Genomic DNA, 17451 nt, shown 5'->3' with positions numbered 1-17451 from the left:
ACATATCATTCCTGTACTCCGCGCTCTCTACGCTCTTGGTCATGCCCTCGACCGATTAGTAGCAGTCAGCTCCATACATTGCTGCACTTCCACCTCTGCCCTATCTACCTCGTCGTCTTCAAGGGGTCTTACTGCTTGCGCAGGGATATCTCATCTTGAGGGGGGCTTCACGCTTAGATGCCTTCAGCGTTTATCCCGTCCCGGCTTGGCTACTCTGCCATGCTCTTGGTAGAACAACAGATACACCAGCGGCCAGTCCATCCCGGTCCTCTCGTACTAAGGACAGCTCCTCTCAAATATCCTACGCCCACGCCGGATAGGGACCGAACTGTCTCACGACGTTCTGAACCCAGCTCGCGTACCGCTTTAATGGGCGAACAGCCCAACCCTTGGGACCTACTTCAGCCCCAGGATGCGATGAGCCGACATCGAGGTGCCAAACCACTCCGTCGATGTGAACTCTTGGGAGTGATAAGCCTGTTATCCCCAGGGTAGCTTTTATCCGTTGAGCGATGGCAATCCCACTTTATACCACCGGATCACTAAGTCCTACTTTCGTACCTGCTCCACCCGTCGGTGTCGCAGTCAAGCCCTCTTTTGCCTTTGCACTCTGCGAATGGTTTCCGACCATTCTGAGAGGACCTTTGAGCGCCTCCGATACCCTTTCGGAGGCGACCGCCCCAGTCAAACTCCCCACCTGACATTGTCCCCCAGCCGGTTCACGGCTGATGGTTAGAAATCCAATACTGCAAGGGTGGTATCCCAACAGCGGCTCTGTGACGACTGGCGTCATCACTTCTTCGCCTCCCACCTATCCTGTACATGCAATACCGAATCCCAGTATCAAGCTGGAGTAAAGCTCCATGGGGTCTTTCCGTCCTGGCGCAGGTAACCAGCATCTTCACTGGTATTTCAATTTCACCGGGTGCATTGTTGAGACAGTGCCCAAATCATTACGCCTTTCGTGCGGGTCGGAACTTACCCGACAAGGAATTTCGCTACCTTAGGACCGTTATAGTTACGGCCGCCGTTTACTGGGGCTTAAGTTCAAAGCTTCGCTTGCGCTAACCTCTCCCCTTAACCTTCCAGCACCGGGCAGGCGTCAGCCCATATACTTCACCTTTCGGTTTTGCATAGACCTGTGTTTTTGCTAAACAGTTGCTTGGGCCAATTCTCTGCGGCCAGATCTCTCTGGCACTCCTTCTCCCGAAGTTACGGAGTCATTTTGCCGAGTTCCTTAACAATGCTTCTCCCGTCGGCCTTAGGATTCTCTCCTCATCCACCTGTGTCGGTTTACGGTACGGGCACGATATAAACGATAGCGGCTTTTCTTGACGCATGGCTCACATACTTCCCTACTTTAAGTTCGGTACGCGTCACGGATTTGGTTTGCACACCGGATTTGCCTGATGTACGCCTACCCCGCTTGCGCCGGTCTTTCCATTCCCGGCTTATGCTTTCCACACGTGTCCCCACAGTTCTGTTATATCGTGGTACAGGAATCTCAACCTGTTGTCCATCGGCTACGTCTTTCGACCTCGCCTTAGGCCCCGACTTACCCAGAGCAGATCAGCTTTACTCTGGAAACCTTAGATATTCGGCCGGAAGGATTCCCACCTTCCTCTCGCTACTCATTCCGGCATTCTCTCTTCGATGCAGTCCACAGCTCCTTACGGTACTGCTTCTTCCCGCATCCAATGCTCCTCTACCGATGTACTTCGTACATCCCTGAGCTTCGGTAGTGTGTTTCAGCCCCGGACATTTTCGGCGCAGGACCTCTCGACTAGTGAGCTATTACGCACTCTTTGAATGTATGGCTGCTTCTGAGCCAACATCCTAGTTGTCTTTGAAATCCCACATCCTTTTCCACTTAACACACATTTTGGGACCTTAGCTGCAGGTCTGGGCTCTTTCCCTTTCGACTACCCAACTTATCTCGTGCAGTCTGACTCCCATACATCATCTACGCGGCATTCGGAGTTTGATATTCTTCGGTAAGCTTTGACGCCCCCTAGGAAATTCAGTGCTCTACCTCCGCAAGACTTGTATGAGGCTAGCCCTAAAGCTATTTCGAGGAGAACCAGCTATCTCCGGGTTCGATTGGAATTTCTCCCCTATCCACACCTCATCCCCACCCTTTTCAACGGATGTGGGTTCGGTCCTCCATTGCCTTTTACGGCAACTTCAACCTGGACATGGATAGATCACCCGGTTTCGGGTCTACTCTGACTGACTCATTCGCCCTATTAAGACTTGGTTTCCCTTCGGCTCCAGACCTTCAGTCTTTAACCTTGCCAGCCAGCGTAACTCGCCGGACCGTTCTACAAAAAGTACGCGGTTCACCGCATAAGGGTGTTCCACAGCTTGTAAACATATGGTTTCAGGTTCTCTTTCACTCCCCTCCCGGGGTCCTTTTCACCTTTCCTTCACAGTACTATGCGCTATCGGTCACTAAGGAGTATTTAGCCTTACGGGGTGGTCCCCGCATGTTCCCACAAGGTTTCTCGTGTCTCGTGGTACTCTGGATACCGCCATGTCAGTCAGACTTTCGCTTACGGGGCTTTCACCCTCTCTGGCCGGCTTTCCCAAAACCGTTCTGCTACTCTTCCTGAATCAATTGTGCGGTCCGAACCCCAGGGTGCACGCACCCTGGTTTGGGCTCTTCCGTTTTCGCTCGCCGCTACTTGCGGAATCACATGTTGTTTTCTCTTCCTCCGGCTACTTAGATGTTTCAGTTCACCGGGTTCCCTTCCTTACGTTATGGATTGGCGTAAGGATAGCTGAGGTTTCCTCAGCTGGGTTTCCCCATTCAGATATCTCCGGATCAAAGGATATTTGCTCCTCCCCGAAGCTTTTCGCAGCTTATCACGTCTTTCATCGGCTCTTAGTGCCAAGGCATCCACCATATGCTCTTTTTAGCATGACCAACATGCTCAGGAGATACGGGTGTGTCTCCCTCGCTACACATATCTAGCGTGATATGCGTTGGTTTCTTAGGTTTGTTTTTTTGATTCGTTGTCTCGAATATAAATAATGTTTTCTCACCGGACCTAACGTCCAGCAAGTCTTTCATTACCTCGGATGTCTTGATTAAATAAGATATTTAATCTTTATTTCTTTGTATGCAATTTTCAAGGTACATAGAGACTGAATCTTTATCAGTCATTACATAAGAAAATGGCTTTTCTTATCTAATCACTGGTAAAACCAGTTATCTGAACAGCACTGCCCTGCTGACTGGGTTGGCGGTGATAAGTTGTTGCTCATCTTTGCCTGTATTTATCTAAATCCCGAACATTTGCAGCGGTTCTGCATCTGCTCTTTTTTTAGTGCTGGCAGCCACCTGCTCTCCCACACCGTCTCCAGTGCAGTACCATCGGCCGCCTGAGCCTTAACCATCGTGTTCGAGATGGGTACGGGTGTTTCCCCCAGGCGCATCGCCACCAGCAGTCCTTTTTAAACTTTTGAAGGCTTAAAAAAGCTCTTTCAGTTTTACTCCGTGAGTGCAGTCTTTCCTCTACCTCGAATCCACTTCGTTCCTTCTCGGTAGACTCAATCCTTCTTATGCATCCTGTCTTCCATTCCTGCTCCTGCAAGCCCGCTTGCGTCTCAGGACTGGCTTCCAGTCTGCGCACTCACTCCTTGATAAACTAAACAATAAACAACAACCCCTACTTCTTCTTTTCCTTAGAAAGGAGGTGATCCAGCCGCACCTTCCGATACGGCTACCTTGTTACGACTTCACCCCAGTTATCGGTCCCACCTTCGACGGCTCCTTCCTTTCGGTTAGGTCACCGGCTTCGGGCGTTACTGACTCCCATGGTGTGACGGGCGGTGTGTACAAGACCCGGGAACGTATTCACCGCGACATTCTGATTCGCGATTACTAGCGATTCCAGCTTCATGTAGTCGAGTTGCAGACTACAATCCGAACTGAGACGTTATTTTTGGGATTTGCTTGCCTTCACAGGGTCGCTTCCCTTTGTTTACGCCATTGTAGCACGTGTGTAGCCCTGGTCATAAGGGGCATGATGATTTGACGTCATCCCCACCTTCCTCCAGGTTATCCCTGGCAGTCTCTCTAGAGTGCCCACCTCAAATGCTGGCTACTAAAGATAAGGGTTGCGCTCGTTGCGGGACTTAACCCAACATCTCACGACACGAGCTGACGACAACCATGCACCACCTGTCACCGGTGTTCCGAAGAAAGAGTACGTTACATACTTTGTCACCGGGATGTCAAGATCAGGTAAGGTTCTTCGCGTTGCTTCGAATTAAACCACATGCTCCACCGCTTGTGCGGGTCCCCGTCAATTCCTTTGAGTTTCATTCTTGCGAACGTACTCCCCAGGTGGATTACTTATTGCGTTGGCTGCGGCACCGAAAAGCTTTGCTTCCCGACACCTAGTAATCATCGTTTACGGCGTGGACTACCAGGGTATCTAATCCTGTTTGCTCCCCACGCTTTCGAGCCTCAACGTCAGTCATCGTCCAGCAAGCCGCCTTCGCCACTGGTGTTCCTCCTAATATCTACGCATTTCACCGCTACACTAGGAATTCCACTTGCCTCTCCGACACTCTAGCCTGACAGTTTCCAAAGCAGTCCCGGGGTTGAGCCCCGGGCTTTCACTTCAGACTTGCCATGCCGTCTACGCTCCCTTTACACCCAGTAAATCCGGATAACGCTTGCCCCCTACGTATTACCGCGGCTGCTGGCACGTAGTTAGCCGGGGCTTCTTAGTCAGGTACCGTCATCTTCTTCCCTGCTGATAGAAGTTTACATACCGAAATACTTCATCCTTCACGCGGCGTCGCTGCATCAGGGTTTCCCCCATTGTGCAATATTCCCCACTGCTGCCTCCCGTAGGAGTTTGGGCCGTGTCTCAGTCCCAATGTGGCCGGTCACCCTCTCAGGTCGGCTACTGATCGTCGGCTTGGTAGGCCGTTACCCTACCAACTACCTAATCAGACGCGGGCCCATCTTACACCACCGGAGTTTTTACCCCTCTACCATGCGGTACTGAGGTCTTATGCGGTATTAGCAGCCATTTCTAGCTGTTATCCCCCTGTGTAAGGCAGGTTGCCCACGCGTTACTCACCCGTCCGCCACTCAGTCAATACAAAGTTCTGATCTTAGCAAGCTAATCTCTTCACACAGTATTGCTTCGTTCGACTTGCATGTGTTAAGCACGCCGCCAGCGTTCATCCTGAGCCAGGATCAAACTCTCGTTAAAAGTGTTTAATCGCGGTCAGGATTAACTACTAGCTAATCCTATCCCGTTATTACTGTTTTTTAGGTTGACATCTTTTTTTGATGTCCGTTCTGAATTTTTCTCTTTTAAGAAATTTTCAGGGTTGTTGTCTATTGTTTAATTATCAAGGTTCTTTGCGTTCCCGTTTGGGTCAGCGACAACTTTTATAAGATACCATATATTGGATTGTTTTGTCAACACCTTTTCGATATCTTTTTTTATTTTTTTAAGCGATTCTGCTGATTCTCATCTGCTTGTCCCGCTTAAAAATCCACCACGTTCCCGCGGTGGAGTTTAATAATAGCATTTTTCATTTTTAAAGTCAAGGGATTTTATCCCAATTTATCTAAAAATTGTGGCAAGCTTCATTATTGGGTTATAGTCATACAACATTTTCAGCAGGCTGTTGCTTTCGATCATGTCGAACATCTGCTTTCCGATGTCCGTCGTATAAAGCAAAGTTATAATAACAAACAATGTCCATACGATGATCAGGGCGCCTGCCGCCCCGACCGCCCCTCCCGCCAGACGGTTTACAGCGCCGAGCACCGGCAGCTCAGAGATAATGTCAAGCGCGAATACGATCGCCCGTATTATTATGGTAACTAAGATAAAGGTACACAGAAACGCGATAATGTTGATTATAAGCTTCGCCAGAAAATGTCCGACATACTGGGCAAACGTCTCCACCCCCAGCTCCTTGTACATATCACTGTTATTATTTGTCGTCAGCATATCCTTAAACAATTCCGGGAGATCTGCTTTATCGATCGCCGCAACCTGAAGGTCCCGTGGGATGTCTGCATTGTTTATCGCATCCTCCACCTCTTTTTTCTTTTCCCCACCGAGCCCCTTCAGCAGATCTCCGGATATCCCATATTTCTCTAAATCTGAGCTTTTGATCTTGCCGTCCACAATATCCTGGATCGTAACCCCATACTGAGACAGCATGTCCTCTGTCACCCCGGCTGCATTTAACGCTTTTCTGACATCCTCCTCCGTCAGCCCGCCGGTGTCGCCGTCCGCAAGCTGTGATGCCGCGGCCCCGGCCATCGTACTGATCACCTGGTCCTCGATCATTTCATCAAGAGGGGTGTACTTTGTTATCCCCTGCGCTACAAAAGGCGTGGCAAAATAAACGAGCAGCAAAGTAAGCAGGGTGGCCGCCAGTGATACCGCTATTTTGATCGCTCCCCTGCAGATTCCCACTACAATACAGATTAGAAATATTACTCCTGTCGCTATTAATATCCAGTTCATGTTTTCTCCTTATTTTACAAGCCGGACTACTTCCATTCCGTCTGCATTCATCACAATGTATTTATTTACTCCTGCTATCGGGAACATCTCCATTATATTGGACTTCAGCTCTCCGTCAAACTTTTTGACTCCGGTCCTCAAAAAGATCGTGCACTTTTTGCCGTCATACATGATCACCTGGCTTCCGCTCAGTTTCACCTCGCTGTAATCCCCGGTAAAATCTTTGGTCATTATCTGGCGGCCTTTGGCATTATAAAGCCGGAGCTCATACCCCTCTTTGCCTTCGTTTTTAAGAACCATCCCTATATATTTCTCATTGTGGAACACGCTTTTTATTTCTTTTTTGATCCTGACACTCACCTGTTCCTCCGGTTTGTCCAGTCCTTTATATATAACGAGCCTGTCATCGCCTACGACCGCAGAAGTCTTCCCCTTCATAAAAAAGGCCGACGGCATGATCGTTCCTTCATATTCTTTGGACGCTACCTGGCGGTCCGCTTTCTCCTCCCCTGCCTCTCCAAAATTATAATATACGGCCTTTGACGTTATTTTGCCGTCCTGCGTGTACAGGTAAGATACGAGCATGACTTCTCCGTCCTCCGACAGCGCCACATCAACAGGATAACCTGCCCCTGCCAGAGAAGCCTTTATCTCAACGAGCACATTTCCCGCTGTGTCGTAGCATATTACTTTCGGGGAAGATTCGTTTTTTAATATCACACTCACGATCCCCTGCCCTGACACTGACACCTTCTCTATCGGCAATGTTGTGTGGATCTCCCCTTTCAGCCCGTCCTTTTTGAAAACCATAATGTCGTTTCCGCCTTTATCCGCAAGAGCGGCGGACTCCTGGCACACGTCTATAAACGGATTTTTGATCTGGTACGGCTGGTTCCATTCTTCCTCCCCTTTGTGGTTCAGATACGCCACGCCGTCTCTGCTGTACTTGAGCACTCCGTCCGCGAATTCTTCATAGCTGTTGTTGGCAGCCCCTTTGATCGTATAAGTGTCGCTGACTCTTGCCTCAGTGTATGTCTGCAGATGTATGAGGAGGTAGATGCCGACGGCCGCCGCCACAACAGCCGCTCCGGCTATTATGATACGCCGTCTGAATCTTATTTTATGCTGTTTGATCTGTGCCTCCATATTTTCAACGGGATTGTCTTCACTGTTTAACTCCGTCATTATCTGGTCAATAATTGCATCTGTCGGATCTCCAGATTCACTTACTACACGCAAGTTTTTATTTCTTCTGTGTAACATCTGTATCTCCTTTTGTCTTGTCATTTGTGTTCAGTATATCATATTTTACTTCTATGGTAATAACAATTTTTGTCCGATGAAAATAAGGTTGCCGTCAGACAGTCCGTTCATCTTGCAGATCGCCTCCACGTGGGAGGTATTTCCATATAACTTCACGCTTATACTGTCCAGGGTGTCGCCCTTTTGGACTACATAGTAGTCTTCATCGCCGAGCTGCTCCTGAATAGTAGAAGTTTCCGGAACCGTTCCTCCGGAAACTTCTTTATCTTTTGCGTCTGTATCCTCAGCCTTCGTATCATCTGCGGCAGCATTTTTATCCGGATCTTCTCCCTCGTTTTCGTTGACGGTCCCTGTCTTGCTCTCCGGTTTGTTCACTGACTGTGACAATGACTCAAGCGATGTCTGGACAGCTTCCATTTTATCGAAGTTATTAACGGTTGAGATACCAATCGCCAGTACTACTACAACAAGCAGTACGCTCGTAGCGTAAGTGAATTTGGAACTGCCTTTCTGCTCTTTATATTCCATCTTCTCCCTTACTGCACTACGAAAATCCTTTGCAGCTCGATCCTCAACCACTTCACTGGGTGTAACGCCGATCTTTTTACGTGTATTTATCATATAATTCTGCATGGAAGGATTTTTTTCATAGTAAATATAGTGTCCCCCCATCTGCATCAGCTCATGGTATTTATAAGCATAATATATCTCGTCCGTCTCCAGTGCGTCCTTCCAGATAAATATGCTGTTTTCCGTGGAAAACGAAGCCTCGTGCACTTTCTTTACGCCGCTGTTGAGCCCCATGGGATGTCCGGTCTCGATCAGGCACCAGCCCACCAGCTCTTTTGACGGGAAGTATTCCTTCTTATCCTCCTCCAGCTGTTTCCATGTCTCTTCTTCTATGTTTATCTCCGTCCCTTTGACTTCCAGCTCTTTCATCTGTATCGCCCCTGATATGTAGACCACATTCTGGTCTTCCAGAGACTGGATCTCTCCGACAAGGGCAGCCCCTATGGCTGTCTCTGCCGCTTTCTCACGCAGTTGGCTCAAATAGGTGTCTACATAGTCTTCTACATATATCTTAGGCTCATCGCTGACGTTCCCTATCTGCCTTACATTCTTGGGAAATTGTTTCTCCATATACTCTCACCTCATCTGCATATTTTTGCTTATGATAGCATATGGATCGTGCGCATTTTATCATATGATGGGACTTGTCCAATGAAATTTCCGGCATGTTACGGTCATTTCCTTTTATTTTCGACGGCTTGTTTCACAGGCGCCGCAATACTTGTCTGTAACGGTCGTAACCCATCCTTCTTTTGTCCTTGGAAAGCGGAAAAATGTCACCGGCCACATACGATTCCGTATAATATCTTTCTCTACTTTATTCAGTTTGTACAGCCTTGAAGCATTTCTAAATGACACATCCGGGTGTGTCAGTCCGTGAAACTTGTCACCGGTCCTTGCGGCGTGTGTATGCCAGTCGTACAGGAACAGATCGTGCAGCATGCCGGCGCGGGCCGCCGACTCTGCGTCAAGATGAAAGAACCGGCACCATAGATAGTTGTAGTAGGCAACATTCATGCAGTGCTGGTAGCAGTTCGTGTTTCCGTGGTGAGGATACAGCTTCATCCTAAGTACCACCGGATGACGGGCTACATCTTTTATACTGTCGTAAAAGTCGTCCTTCCATTTCCGGCGCAGTCCGTGCAGTTTTTTTATCATTGATCTTCTTATATTTAACATGTCAGCTCTTTCTGTCATTCTTTATAGATAATAAAACAAATCGTCTGTTTAAATTTTTACATTCTATATTCTACCTTGTTAGCCTTATCTTTGCAATAGTTAGTCCTCGCTGTCAGAATCAGTGAGCAGATCACCTGTGCTTTTATAGTGTTTGCTGATCATGCTGTAATATATATCTCTCACCGAAGGCGGATAGCGCAGCACCTTATATTTCCTGCTGTATTTTCCGGCCTGCCTCGTTTTTGTACCAAAGGACACAGTCCTTCCAAACCGTTTGATCAAAACCTTCCTGCACTGCGGGCAGGCGGCCTTATCACAGGCATGGCATATGTATTTGAGATGCCCTCTGTGTTTATCGCGGTAAAAGGACATATTCAATTCCGCATGCGCCACTGTCCCGTGGCCGATAAGATATCCCATCTCCTGCGCTTTCTGCCGGCAGAAGCGCGGTACTGCGCGCGCGTTGGCAAATACGATCTTAACAAAGCCTCTCTTTGTCTGAAACTGAGAACAACAGATCGTCTTTGCCGAATGCCCTCTTGTTATTACCTTGTCCGCCGTATCATCCGCTTTGCGCATAGTCTCGCGATGGATTATTTCTGCATCTCCTTCCAGCTCTGTTACGGGAAGAGGGGTATCGTAAAACGTGACCGCATTAGATGTGTGTGATTCTTCCAGGGAGGCGGACTGCGTATAATGATCTGCAAAATCATCGTCAGATTCTGAATGAAAATCTGATAGTTCATCCTCTGTATCCAGCGCTTCTTCCTCCATTTCTTCCTCGTCTGCCGGTACCATCGATGGTATTCTTATGTCTTCCGCAAATTCCTCTTCTTCTACCGCCATGTCTTCAAAGGGACGTGATTCTCCCTCTCCCGCAGACGGACTTGGCCATATCCCCAGCTTCGAGGCCGCTATAATAACATATGTGGCACTAGCAAATGAGTATCTGCTTTTCATGAGGTTGTAAACTCCGCGGACAGAATCAAGTCCCTCATCGTCGTCATTTCCATATTCCATGCCGTCCAGCAGCTGCATCAGCGCCTCCACAGTTATGCTCACATCATGTCCCATCGTATTCAGCTGCCTGTCCCTCACCATGCACCGCCTTATTGCATCTAATATATTTTCATCAGGTGTACGTTCATCGTTATATGGAACTTGCCTGATGCGGCACCACTCATTAAACTGGTCTCTGTTCATCTGGATCACGGGATCTGTAAATTTCAGCCCTGTTTTTTTACTTTGCTTTTTCCTCTGCTCATAGACATACATACGCCTTCCTCCTATCGTACAAACGCAGTACTGAATTGAATAAGTACCATATTAAATGTCCCCTTACATTTTCTCAAGGTTTTAAAAGGGACATGGCAGTATCATTCTCTCTGCCATGTCCCTTATTCTTCCGCTTAAATATTTATTTTAACAGAATGCTTTTACTTTCTCATAGATGCTGTCAGCGTCCAGGCCGTATTTCTTCACCAGCTCTACTGCCGGGCCTGATTCGCCGTATGTATCATTGATACCGATCTTCAAAACCTTGGCGGGCGCCTTCTCTGCCACTACATCGCACACTGCGCTTCCAAGACCGCCGATAACAGAATGCTCCTCTACGGTCACGATCTTGCCTGTCTCTTTTGCAGCCTCTGCGATCAGTTCCTCATCAAGAGGCTTGATCGTGTGGATGTTGATAACCTTTGCGTCGATTCCGTCTGCCGCCAGCTTCTCAGCTGCCTCGAGACAGTTTGATACCGGAAGGCCGGTTGCAACGATCGTCACATCCTTGCCTTCTCTGAGTACCACGCCTTTGCCGAGTTCAAATTTATAGTCCGGCTTGTCGTTGATAACCGGAACTGCCAGCCTTCCGAATCTGAGGTACACTGGTCCTACGTGCTCATAAGCTGCCTCTACCGCTGCTTTTGCCTCCACATCGTCGGATGGATTGATGACTACCATTCCCGGGATCGTTCTCATAAGCGCGATATCTTCATTACACTGGTGGGTCGCTCCGTCTTCTCCGACAGAGATACCGGCGTGAGTCGCACCGATCTTAACATTTAACTTCGGGTAGCCTACAGAATTTCTTACCTGCTCGAACGCGCGTCCCGCCGCAAACATGGCAAAGGAACTTGCGAAAGGCACTTTCCCTGTCGTTGCGATCCCTGCCGCCACGCCGATCATGTTGCACTCTGCTATTCCGCAGTCGATGTGACGCTCCGGGAACGCCTTCTTAAATGTACCTGTCTTGGTAGCCGCAGCGAGGTCGGCGTCAAGCACAACTACATCCTCATGTTTATTTCCCAGTTCAACCAAAGCATTACCGTAGCTTTCTCTTGTTGCGATCTTCTTTACTTCTGACATAATGCTTCACCTGCTTTCTCTAAATCTGCCATAGCTGTTGCATACTGCTCATCATTTGGAGCTGCCCCGTGCCATGACGCCTGGTTCTCCATAAAGGATACGCCTTTTCCTTTAACTGTCTTGGCGATGATGGCGGTTGGCTGTCCTTTTACCGCCTTTGCCTCTTTGAATGCCGCGTCGATCGCATCAAAGTCATGTCCATCGATGTTGATCACGTGGAAATTAAATGCTTCAAACTTCTTATCGATCGGATATGGGGAATTTACCTCATCAATCGCCCCGTCGATCTGAAGGTTATTATTGTCAACGATAACCACAAGATTGTCCAGTTTTCTGTGTGCCGCAAGCATGGCTGCCTCCCAGACCTGTCCTTCCTGGATCTCTCCGTCTCCGAGCAGCGTATATACTCTGTAGTCATCGCCGGAAAGTTTTGCGGACAGCGCCATTCCGACTGCCGCTGAGATTCCCTGTCCGAGGGAACCTGATGACATATCTACGCCCGGGATATGCTTCATATCCGGATGTCCCTGAAGGTAAGAACCTACTTTACGCAGTGTCTTCAGGTCTTCTACCGGGAAAAATCCTCTCTGTGCCAGTGTGGAATAGTACCCCGGCGCTGTGTGTCCCTTGGAAAGTACGAAACGGTCTCTGTCCGCCTTCTTAGGGTCTTTCGGATCTATGTTCATCTCTTCAAAATAAAGGTATGTATAGATATCTGCTGCTGACAACGAACCGCCCGGGTGTCCGGATTTGGCGCTGTGTGTCGCCGTTACCACGCCTTTGCGGATTTCGTTGGCAGTCTTCATTAACTCTGATTTATTCATGAAAATTGCCTCCTGATTTTTATTTATTCTCCAAATACGGCTCTGTAGTCTGCCTGGAACTTTTCAATGCCTGCGTCTGTGAGAGGATGCTTTGTCATCTGCTCGATCACTTTGTACGGTACTGTCGCAATGTCAGCGCCTGCAAGCGCACAGTCTGTCACATGGATCGGGTTGCGGACGCTTGCCGCGATGATTTCTGTATCGATCCCGGATACCGCAAAGATCTCTGCAATTTCACTGATCAAGTCCACGCCTCTTACGTTGATGTCGTCCAGACGGCCGAGGAATGGTGACACGTATGCCGCGCCTGCTCTTGCAGCCAGAAGCGCCTGGTTTGCATTGAAGATCAATGTCACGTTTGTCTTGATGCCTTCGGAAGAAAGAACTTTACAAGCTTTTAAGCCTTCTACTGTCATAGGAATTTTTACTACCATGTTCGGATGGATCTTTGCGATCTCACGTCCTTCCGCGATCATCCCTTCTGCGTCAACTGTCGTTGCTTTTACTTCTCCGCTGATCGCGCCGTCCACGATAGATGCGATCTCAGCGATAACTTCTTCAAATACTCTTCCTTCTTTTGCAATGAGAGAAGGATTTGTTGTAACCCCGCAGATCACTCCCATGTCATTTGCTTTTTTAATGTCTTCTACATTCGCTGTGTCGATGAAAAATTTCATTCTTTTTTCCTCCTTTAAATATGTAATTCCTACACATGTTCGCTACTTTTTGCCACATGATAAAATTATATCTCATGAGGGGATTATCGGTCAATAGCTTTAAATTTTATTAGTAATTTTTTCTGCTAATAATTTAATATTATTAATTGCATCATCGTGTATTATTAAACAATCCAAACATATTTCCGGCATTTTTACCGCTTTTTCGGTTATTGCATGGTATATCATCAGATAATTATTAATAATAATTTCTCTGTTTACATTAATTTATTTTTTCTTACGTCTTCTTACATAAGATGTCGTCCCTCTCACAATGAGCTTTGGCTCATATTCCACATGATAAGTGCTGATTGGTTCGATCTCCGAATATTTCGAGTTGTGGGAGGCTATTTTCTTCATAATAATGTCGCAGGCGTCCCGGCCTTTAAATATGACGAAATGCTCGATCGTCGTCAGCGCCACTTTATGCATGCGCGCAAAAAGTGTATTGTCGCATCCCATCACGGACATGTCGCCGGGAACCTTGATCTTGGCCTCGTAAAGAGCATCCAGAATTCCAAACGCGATCATGTCATTGAGCCCTACTATGGCGGTAATGTCCTTCGTCTCGCTCAGCAGCTCCTTTGTCAGGTCATAACCGATCTTATACTCAGAATCGATATGGGCGATGTCCAGGTCCAGTTCTTCCTTTGCCGCCTTTATAATGACATTTTCTTTAATGCCCGCTTCGGCAAACTCTTTCAAAAATCCTTCCACCCGTTTGGAGCGCTGCTTCTGCCTGACTGTCAGAGGAGGGGCGATGTAAGCCACATTCCGGTGGCCCAGCTCCAGTAGATGGCGCGCCATCATACGGCCCAGCTTGGAATTGTCCAGTTCGACCGCATCCACATTCAATTTCTCATTCTGGTTGTTGATGATGGCAACCGGAATATGCACAGACAATTCTTCTACCAGCCCCATAAAGCATTCACTCGGATTGCACGTGTAGATGATCCCCAGCGGCCGGAGCTCCCACATCATCTTCAGATACCGCTCTTCCATCCGCAGATCCCGCTGGGTGTTGCATACGAACAGGCCGAACCCCTGCTCCTTGGCACGGGACTCGATCCCCTGCAGCAGCATGACATAATAAGGATTTGTCAGATTAGAACAGAAGACGACAAGAAGCCTTTCTTTCCGGCTCCCTCTTCGGCTCTTTCTGCCCGGCGCCGCATAACCAAGCGCCTCTGCCGCCTCCTCCACCTTCCGGACCGTCTCCTTAGAAAAAGATACATTATACTTTTTATTCAGCACCATGGACACCGTCGACTGAGATACCCCCGCCGCCCTGGCAATATCCGTAGATGTAACCTTCTTTTTTCCCATATCAGCTCTCCATCAGGTTTTAATTGGGGATGTTTTAATTGGGGACGGGGTTTTTTTAGATTTCCCCCGTCCCCAATTACGTTTTGCCCTGTCCCCTTTTAGATTTCGGTTCTTCCTTCCAGCGCCCTCAGCAGGGTCACCTCATCGATATATTCCAGATCGCCTCCGACAGGCACTCCGCTTGCGATACGGCTGACTTTTATCCCTGTCGGCTTGATAAGCTTGCTGATGTACATGGCAGTTGTCTCGCCTTCCAGGCTGGAATTTGTTGCGATTATCACTTCGTCGACATCTTTGCGAAGACGTTCCATCAGTTCTTTCAGCTTAACGTCCTCCGGACCGATCCCAAGCATCGGTGAGATGGCGCCGTGCAGTACGTGGTATACGCCTTCGTACTTTCCGGTCTTTTCGTAGGCAGCCAGGTCTCTTGTCGTCTCCACGACCATGATCGTCTTATGATCCCTGGCTTCATTCCTGCAGATCGGACAGAGTTCCTGGTCTGTCAGTGTATAGCACTCGGAGCAGTAGCGCACATTCTCCCTGGCCTCCACCATTGTATCTGCAAGTCTTTTCACCTCTTCCACCGGCATATGTATCAAGTGAAAAGCCAGCCTTGACGCTGACTTTGTACCTATGCCGGGCAGACATGACAGTTCTTCAATTAGTTTACTGATCTGGTTACTGTAGTAATCCATTCTTTTCGCTCCTGCTAGAATAATCCGGGCATCTGTCCGCCGCCTGTAAGTTTGGACATGGCAGATGCGGATTCTTCTTCCACCTTCCCGATCGCTTCGTTCACTGCTGCCACGATCAGGTCTTCCAGCATCTCTATATCATCCGGGTCCACCACTTCTTCATCCAGTTTTACCTTCAGCACCTGCCTTGTGCCGGATACTGTAACTTCTACAGCTCCGCCTCCGGCTGAAGCCGTGAATTCCTTCGTCTCCATTTCCTTTGCCTGCTCTTCCATCTGGCGCTGCATCTTCTGTGCCTGCTTCATAAGATTGGCCATATTGCCAGGCATTCCTCCGCCCGGAAATCCACCCTTTTTTGCCATGATTTAAATCCTCCTGTCTTTTCTGTTATTTTTAATATTATTCGTCTTCTACAGTTATATCCATGTGGATAAGCTTTTCTATGTCCACAAAGCTGTCTTCAAACTGGCGTCCCGTCTCAACAAACCGGACTTCCAGCACTACCTTTTTCCCGATCCTGTCCTCAATGAGCTGCTCCACCTCTGCCTTGTGCGCCTCGGTTCCCACTACACCCGCGCTCACTTCATCGGGGAGCACTATGAGAAGGCGGTTGCCTTCGCCCGCGCTTAGCCTGGCCCGTTTCAGATAGTTGCGCAGCATGGGAGACGCCTCGTTTGCGATTCCGCGGAAATCCTGTGCCACTGCTTTTACATCCTCATTCAGCGCCGCCGGAAGCTGCGGTTTTGGCTTCTGCGCCGGCTGTGCGGCTTCATCTGCATTTACATAGACTACTTTTTCTTTCACTTCCGCCGCCGGAAGCCCCTGTCCCAGCTGCTTCTCTATTGCCCGGATACGGTCAAGAAGCGTATCCGGCTTCGTCTCCATAGCCGGTCTGCATAATTTAATGAGCGTAACTTCAAGAAGCACTCTCTTCTGAGTCGCAAACTTCAGCTGATTCGTAAGGTCCGAGAAAATTCTAATATAGCGGATTAATGTGTCGTTGTCAATCATCTGTGCCTCTTCTTTGAGCTGAATGAGATTTTCGGTAGACACATCGAGTACATCCTCCATATTGTCGGAGCCTTTCACAAGCAATAAGTTCCTCAGATACCACGTAAAATCGGCCGCCAGCTGCGACAGTTCTCTCCCCTGCATAACGAGCTCTTCCACCGTCTCGATCACCTGATGGACGTCCATGTCAAGCAGCTCCCTGAGAAGACGGCTGAACACCTCCGTATCCACAGCTCCCAGCACCTCAAGCACATGGTCATACGTAAGCCTCTCCCCGATATAAAACGCGGCGCACTGGTCAAGCAGACTGAGCGCGTCTCTCATGGAACCGTCCGCCATCCTTGCGATATAGCGCACTGCCTTCTCTTCCACATCCCACTCTTCTTTTTCTATCAATTCCCGGAGCCGGCCGGATATGGTCTCAATAGAGATCCGTTTAAAATCATAGCGCTGGCACCTGCTCAATATAGTGATCGGTATTTTATGCGCTTCGGTAGTAGCCAGTATAAAGATCACATATTCCGGCGGCTCCTCCAGCGTCTTGAGCAGTGCATTGAACGCTCCGATGGAGAGCATATGGACCTCATCGATAATGTATACTTTAAAGCGGCCCTCCGTCGGCCTGTATGCAACTTCTTCCCGTATCTCGCGGATATTGTCCACGCCGTTGTTGGAAGCGGCGTCGATCTCTATCACGTTCATGGAAGTCCCTGAGGCGATCGTACGGCACATCGCACATTCCCCGCAGGGGCTTCCGTCAACCGGATGCTCACAGTTTACCGCTTTTGCAAATATTTTTGCAACCGTTGTCTTCCCTGTCCCTCTTGTCCCGCAGAACAAGTAGGCATGTCCGATACGGTCTGCTTTTATCTGGTTTTTCAGCGTCTTGACTATTGCATCCTGCCCCTTAACATCTTCAAATTCATCCGGACGAAACTTCCGGTATAATGCCATGTATGACATTTTATCTACACTCCTGCCTGTTTTCTGTTTG

Annotated in this window: 12 protein-coding genes and 3 rRNA genes; all 15 read right to left on the bottom strand. The window is 48.5% G+C overall.

The window, feature by feature from the left end; genetic code table 11:
• Window positions 1–35: 35 nt before the first annotated feature.
• The 15 genes from LAJLEIBI_RS02680 to dnaX all read right to left on the bottom strand — a co-directional run bounded on the left by LAJLEIBI_RS02680 (window position 36) and on the right by dnaX (window position 17420).
• Window positions 36–2926: ribosomal RNA gene (locus tag LAJLEIBI_RS02680) — 23S ribosomal RNA — on the bottom strand.
• Window positions 2927–3330: 404 nt separating this feature from the next.
• Window positions 3331–3448: ribosomal RNA gene (gene rrf, locus LAJLEIBI_RS02675) — 5S ribosomal RNA — on the bottom strand.
• A gap of 243 nt (window positions 3449–3691) precedes the next feature.
• Window positions 3692–5234: ribosomal RNA gene (locus LAJLEIBI_RS02670) — 16S ribosomal RNA — on the bottom strand.
• The 16S, 23S and 5S rRNA genes sit together here, the layout of an rRNA operon.
• A gap of 360 nt (window positions 5235–5594) precedes the next feature.
• Window positions 5595–6512 (bottom strand): CvpA family protein, encoded by a 918-nt coding sequence (locus LAJLEIBI_RS02665; protein WP_006444572.1) that lies wholly within the window; start codon window positions 6510–6512, stop codon window positions 5595–5597.
• A 9-nt stretch (window positions 6513–6521) separates the two neighbouring features.
• Window positions 6522–7775 (bottom strand): DUF5711 family protein, encoded by a 1254-nt coding sequence (locus LAJLEIBI_RS02660; RefSeq protein ID WP_040435845.1) that lies wholly within the window; start codon window positions 7773–7775, stop codon window positions 6522–6524.
• A 51-nt stretch (window positions 7776–7826) separates the two neighbouring features.
• On the bottom strand, window positions 7827–8915 hold the full coding sequence (locus LAJLEIBI_RS02655) for a LysM peptidoglycan-binding domain-containing protein (RefSeq protein WP_006444576.1): 1089 nt from the start codon (window positions 8913–8915) through the stop codon (window positions 7827–7829).
• A 114-nt stretch (window positions 8916–9029) separates the two neighbouring features.
• A complete protein-coding gene (locus tag LAJLEIBI_RS02650; protein ID WP_149301895.1) occupies window positions 9030–9503 on the bottom strand; it encodes an HD domain-containing protein in 474 nt (157 codons plus the stop codon).
• A 120-nt stretch (window positions 9504–9623) separates the two neighbouring features.
• The gene (locus LAJLEIBI_RS02645; protein WP_006444578.1) at window positions 9624–10799 is read right to left on the bottom strand and encodes a hypothetical protein; all 1176 of its coding nucleotides are present in this window, start codon (window positions 10797–10799) and stop codon (window positions 9624–9626) included.
• Window positions 10800–10946: 147 nt separating this feature from the next.
• The gene (locus LAJLEIBI_RS02640) at window positions 10947–11885 is read right to left on the bottom strand and encodes a transketolase family protein (protein ID WP_006444579.1); all 939 of its coding nucleotides are present in this window, start codon (window positions 11883–11885) and stop codon (window positions 10947–10949) included.
• Window positions 11873–12709 carry a transketolase gene (locus tag LAJLEIBI_RS02635; RefSeq protein WP_006444580.1) on the bottom strand — a complete coding sequence of 279 codons (837 nt, stop codon included), beginning with the start codon at window positions 12707–12709 and terminating at the stop codon, window positions 11873–11875. Before LAJLEIBI_RS02635 ends, LAJLEIBI_RS02640 begins: the two co-directional genes overlap by 13 nt.
• Before the next feature lie 23 nt (window positions 12710–12732).
• A complete protein-coding gene (fsa, locus tag LAJLEIBI_RS02630; protein WP_006444581.1) occupies window positions 12733–13386 on the bottom strand; it encodes a fructose-6-phosphate aldolase in 654 nt (217 codons plus the stop codon).
• Between the two features lie 267 nt (window positions 13387–13653).
• Complete coding sequence (locus tag LAJLEIBI_RS02625; RefSeq protein ID WP_006444582.1) at window positions 13654–14751, bottom strand: LacI family DNA-binding transcriptional regulator; 1098 nt, start codon at window positions 14749–14751, stop codon at window positions 13654–13656.
• Between the two features lie 98 nt (window positions 14752–14849).
• A complete protein-coding gene (gene recR, locus LAJLEIBI_RS02620) occupies window positions 14850–15446 on the bottom strand; it encodes a recombination mediator RecR (protein ID WP_006444583.1) in 597 nt (198 codons plus the stop codon).
• Window positions 15447–15460: 14 nt separating this feature from the next.
• Window positions 15461–15808 (bottom strand): YbaB/EbfC family nucleoid-associated protein, encoded by a 348-nt coding sequence (locus LAJLEIBI_RS02615; RefSeq protein WP_006444584.1) that lies wholly within the window; start codon window positions 15806–15808, stop codon window positions 15461–15463.
• A gap of 37 nt (window positions 15809–15845) precedes the next feature.
• Window positions 15846–17420, bottom strand: a complete 1575-nt coding sequence (gene dnaX, locus LAJLEIBI_RS02610) for a DNA polymerase III subunit gamma/tau (protein ID WP_040435848.1) — start codon at window positions 17418–17420, stop codon at window positions 15846–15848.
• Between the last annotated feature and the right edge of the window lie 31 nt (window positions 17421–17451).

The sequence above is a fragment of the [Clostridium] hylemonae DSM 15053 genome (assembly GCF_008281175.1).
GTDB classification, from domain to species: Bacteria; Bacillota; Clostridia; order Lachnospirales; family Lachnospiraceae; genus Extibacter; species Extibacter hylemonae.
Note: the sequence above shows the minus strand (reverse complement) of the source record. Positions and strands in the feature narration are given on the sequence as shown.

Excerpts from the sequence above, each read along its gene's own strand:
- LAJLEIBI_RS02665 (WP_006444572.1), bottom strand. The coding sequence starts at position 6,512 with ATGAACTGGATATTAATAGCGACAGGAGTAATATTTCTAATCTGTATT.
- LAJLEIBI_RS02660 (WP_040435845.1), bottom strand. The coding sequence starts at position 7,775 with ATGTTACACAGAAGAAATAAAAACTTGCGTGTAGTAAGTGAATCTGGA.
- LAJLEIBI_RS02655 (WP_006444576.1), bottom strand. The coding sequence starts at position 8,915 with ATGGAGAAACAATTTCCCAAGAATGTAAGGCAGATAGGGAACGTCAGC.
- LAJLEIBI_RS02650 (WP_149301895.1), bottom strand. The coding sequence starts at position 9,503 with ATGATAAAAAAACTGCACGGACTGCGCCGGAAATGGAAGGACGACTTT.
- LAJLEIBI_RS02645 (WP_006444578.1), bottom strand. The coding sequence starts at position 10,799 with ATGTATGTCTATGAGCAGAGGAAAAAGCAAAGTAAAAAAACAGGGCTG.
- LAJLEIBI_RS02640 (WP_006444579.1), bottom strand. The coding sequence starts at position 11,885 with ATGTCAGAAGTAAAGAAGATCGCAACAAGAGAAAGCTACGGTAATGCT.
- LAJLEIBI_RS02635 (WP_006444580.1), bottom strand. The coding sequence starts at position 12,709 with ATGAATAAATCAGAGTTAATGAAGACTGCCAACGAAATCCGCAAAGGC.
- fsa (WP_006444581.1), bottom strand. The coding sequence starts at position 13,386 with ATGAAATTTTTCATCGACACAGCGAATGTAGAAGACATTAAAAAAGCA.
- LAJLEIBI_RS02625 (WP_006444582.1), bottom strand. The coding sequence starts at position 14,751 with ATGGGAAAAAAGAAGGTTACATCTACGGATATTGCCAGGGCGGCGGGG.
- recR (WP_006444583.1), bottom strand. The coding sequence starts at position 15,446 with ATGGATTACTACAGTAACCAGATCAGTAAACTAATTGAAGAACTGTCA.
- LAJLEIBI_RS02615 (WP_006444584.1), bottom strand. The coding sequence starts at position 15,808 with ATGGCAAAAAAGGGTGGATTTCCGGGCGGAGGAATGCCTGGCAATATG.
- dnaX (WP_040435848.1), bottom strand. The coding sequence starts at position 17,420 with ATGTCATACATGGCATTATACCGGAAGTTTCGTCCGGATGAATTTGAA.